The following is a 3285-nucleotide window of genomic DNA, read 5'->3' as shown; positions in this document are numbered from 1 at the left end:
GTGCTGCGCGGCGTCGGCAAGGACTGGGAGATCCGGGAGATCACGCTTGACCCGCCGCGTGAGGGTGAGGTCCTGGTGAAGATGGTGGTGGCGGGCGTCTGCCATTCCGACGATCACTTTGCCACCGGGGACATGATTTTCCCGCCTGAGCTTGAGGCGGTGATGGAAGCCGCCGGGGCGCCAGTCCCGGAGTACTTCCCCTTCCTTGGTGGGCACGAAGGTGCCGGAGTGGTCGAAGAAGTCGGCAGCGGAGTGCGGTCGGTGAAACCGGGTGATCACGTTGCCATGTGGTTCATCGCGGCTTGCGGTTCCTGTCGGTGGTGTGTGTCTGGCACGACATATCTGTGCGATGCCGGCGCGATGATCTTGTCCAAGGAGATGACGACGGATGGCACCAGGCGCCGGCACCTCGGAGACGAGGATTTAACGGCGATGGCGCAATTGGGCACCTTCGCCGAGTACGCTGTCTTGGCCGAAGACTCGGTGATCAAGATCGACGAATCGATTCCCTTTGAGGCGGCATCCCTGGTGTCGTGCGGTGTCACGACCGGTTGGGGTTCCGGCACCGTGGGCGTCGGAACGCAACCGGGCGACACCGTGGTCGTGATCGGCACCGGTGGTGTGGGAGTCAACGCCGTGCAAGGTGCCCGCGCCGCAGGTGCCAACTCCGTAATCGCGGTGGATCCCGTTGAGTTCAAACGTGATACAGCGAAGTTTTTCGGCGCGACGGATACCAGTCCGTCGGTGTGGGAGGCCATCCCTCTGGTACGGGAGCTCACCCGAGGTGTGATGGCCGACCGCGTGGTGCTGACACCAAGTGTGCTCACCGCTGACCTCGTCGCTCCGGCGTTGATGTTGACGCGCACGGGCGGTACCTGCGTGATGACGGCCGTCCCGCGGGTATCCGAGACTTCCGTCCCGCTGTTTCTCGTCGACGTAATCCAGTCGTGCAAGCAGCTCAAGGGCCTGTTGTACGGCGGGATGAACCCGCGCGCGAGCATGCCGATGTTGTTGTCCATGTACCAGAACGGCAACCTCAAACTCGACGAGCTGATCAGTCGTCGCTACCGGTTGGATCAGATCAACGAGGCAATCACCGATATGCGCGAAGGCCGAAACATCCGCGGCGTCATCGACTTCGATCGAAATTTCGCGTAGCGCGATTTGCGGCTGGTCGGGAAGCCGGCAGAACAGACGACAACGCGTGTGGTATGACGGGCCAACCAACAACCACAGAACGCGAGGCGGCACATGACCGAAATTGACGACATCGCCCGGGCCCGACTCGATCACGTCGAAGCGCAGCTGCAAGCGCTGTTTCCCGGTCGCTACGTGTCCTACGCCGAAGCGACTGCGATCGGCGTGCCTCCGCGTGTCATCGAGCTGGTCCGTGCGGGCAACAAGATCGCCGCAATTCAGGCCTACCGCAACGCCACCGGTGCCGGGCTGGCCGAGGCGAAAGACGTCATCGACTCACTCTGAGCGCGAATTCCGCGCCGTGCCCCCGCACTTCTGGCAGCTATGCGTCGTACAGGAGAGCGCGGGCGACGACGTCGGTGAGTGCGGCCCGCGCCCGTCGGTCGCTCCACCGTCGGTCTACCGTGAGCGAGCGGTACGGCCCGGTGCTGTGGGCAATCGCCCACCACAGGTCCACCGCGTCGTCGATCGAGACCCGTAGCTGCCCTGCTTCCGCGAGCAGCTCGACTAGCCCCCGAAGGTCGCTGCGCCGCCGGCGTTCGAGTTCGTCCTGAAGTTCGGCGATCTCCGGATCGGATGCGGCCACAGATCGCACGATCTCGTCGATGGGCGCGACGCGGCGCAGAACGTCGCGAGTGGCGTCCATGATCAGCTCCAGTCGGCGCCGCTGGTTGGGCTCGGTCTGCACCCGCGCAAGCCAGGCCCCGGTTTGCCACGCGTCGGTGCCGGGTGCGCCGGCGGACGCCAACTCGACCACCGCGCGCAATACGTCGCGCTTGGTGCCGAAGACGGCGTACACGGTCTCCGGCGACACGTCGGCGCGCGCCGCGATCTGCGCGATTGTGGTTGCATAGCCGTTCTCGATAAATGACGTCGTCGCGGCATCGACGATCGCGGCGCGCGTTGCCTCACGTTGGCGGGCGCGTGCCGATGAGCGGTATTGCCTACGGGGCCGGACTTCTTCCGCCATTTAGCTACAGTGTTACTGTATTAATTTTATTATAACTGGATCCAAAAGAGCGCATCATCATCGCATTCCACCACGTAGGGATCGCGACGAGCAACCTTGGAGTGCGCTGCGAAAGGAGCCGTCATGCCGGCCGACGCGTTTGACATGCCAATCGTCCATCGGGCGCTGCGTAACGAGTTGCGCAACGCTCCCGGGCTGGTCCGGGACGTCGGGGTGGGCGACACGGCGCGATCCGCCGTCGTCGGCGCTCACCTCGAATTCATCCTGGCCGCGCTGCACAACCACCATGCCACCGAAGACGAGTTGATCTGGCCGAAACTGCACGCGCGAGCCCCCGACTCTGCCGAGGACATCACCCGGATGGAACAAGCCCATCGCGGCATCGCCGACGCTGACGCCAGAGTCACATCGGTTCTCGCTCCGTGGATCACGTCGGCCGACGCCGGGCTAGCTCGGCAACTCGTTGAGGCAGCGGAGGAGCTATCCGCCCGGGTCGATGAGCATCTTGCCGACGAAGAGCGAAACATCGTCCCGCTCATCAACCGACACATCACTGGCGAGGAGTGGCAGCAATGCGTCGCCCGCGCTGCTGAATTCCTATCGCGGAAGAATCTTCGGCTGGGGCTCGTGCTGGGCGGCTTGGTCCTCGACGCTTCGTCAGCTGACGAGGCACGGCGAATCCTTGCCAGCGCTCCACTGCCGCAACGCATTTTGCTGCGGTCACTGGCCAGACGCACCTTGGCTAGGTATCAAACCAACCTCTACCGTTCCGCCGGGTAGCTCCAACTTCGGGCGGGCTAGAAAGCGATGAGCGGAATTGCCATTTCGACCGGGGTGGCCGCACCGTGAAATCCGATGAGGCGAGCAGCTTCCGGCGGTTCGTGGCCGGTCGCCAGCACCGCGGTGTCGCCGGTGCAGACGACGACGACATCGCCGATCCGCGGCAGGAACCGCGGGTTCACCGGCCCGAACATTCTGGTGGCCACGGCTTCCTCGCGGCTGTAGACGTCGGCCCGGCCGTCCAGCACCTCGCTCCAGGCGGCCTGCACATCCCCGGCGGCGCCCGGCTCGGTGTGCAGGTAGCGCACCCGCGCTTCGCCGGCCACCACCCGTACTCC

Annotated in this window: 4 protein-coding genes and 1 pseudogene; 3 read left to right on the top strand and 2 right to left on the bottom strand. The window is 64.7% G+C overall.

Annotation, left to right across the window (positions count from 1 at the left end; genetic code table 11):
* Together VML93_RS36280 and VML93_RS36275 are read left to right on the top strand one after the other, a co-directional pair.
* The coding region (locus VML93_RS36280; protein ID WP_325618362.1) for an NDMA-dependent alcohol dehydrogenase at nucleotides 1-1158 on the top strand (1158 nt) is incomplete at its 5' end.
* 93 nt (nucleotides 1159-1251) lie between these two features.
* Nucleotides 1252-1482: a ribosomal protein L7/L12 gene (locus VML93_RS36275; protein WP_325618360.1), complete on the top strand. Its 231-nt coding sequence runs from the start codon at nucleotides 1252-1254 to the stop codon at nucleotides 1480-1482.
* A gap of 37 nt (nucleotides 1483-1519) precedes the next feature.
* Here the strand turns inward: VML93_RS36275 and VML93_RS36270 are convergent, their stop codons facing one another.
* Entirely contained in the window at nucleotides 1520-2167 is a 648-nt protein-coding gene (locus VML93_RS36270; RefSeq protein WP_325618358.1) for a helix-turn-helix domain-containing protein, read from the bottom strand.
* Nucleotides 2168-2290: 123 nt separating this feature from the next.
* On the opposite strand from VML93_RS36270, the gene VML93_RS36265 reads away from it, so the two are divergent.
* Nucleotides 2291-2947, top strand: a complete 657-nt coding sequence (locus tag VML93_RS36265) for a hemerythrin domain-containing protein (protein WP_325618356.1) — start codon at nucleotides 2291-2293, stop codon at nucleotides 2945-2947.
* Between the two features lie 17 nt (nucleotides 2948-2964).
* Here VML93_RS36265 and VML93_RS36260 read toward each other — a convergent pair.
* Nucleotides 2965-3285 (bottom strand): annotated as a pseudogene (locus VML93_RS36260) (alkaline phosphatase family protein); the annotation flags it as partial.

Source organism: Mycobacterium sp., from assembly GCF_035499775.1.
GTDB lineage: Bacteria > Actinomycetota > Actinomycetes > Mycobacteriales > Mycobacteriaceae > Mycobacterium.
This window is presented reverse-complemented; position numbering and strand designations above follow the sequence as displayed.

Bases quoted from the DNA above. Each gene is read 5' to 3' on its own strand.
- VML93_RS36275 (WP_325618360.1), top strand. From the start codon at position 1,252: ATGACCGAAATTGACGACATCGCCCGGGCCCGACTCGATCACGTCGAA.
- VML93_RS36270 (WP_325618358.1), bottom strand. From the start codon at position 2,167: ATGGCGGAAGAAGTCCGGCCCCGTAGGCAATACCGCTCATCGGCACGC.
- VML93_RS36265 (WP_325618356.1), top strand. From the start codon at position 2,291: ATGCCGGCCGACGCGTTTGACATGCCAATCGTCCATCGGGCGCTGCGT.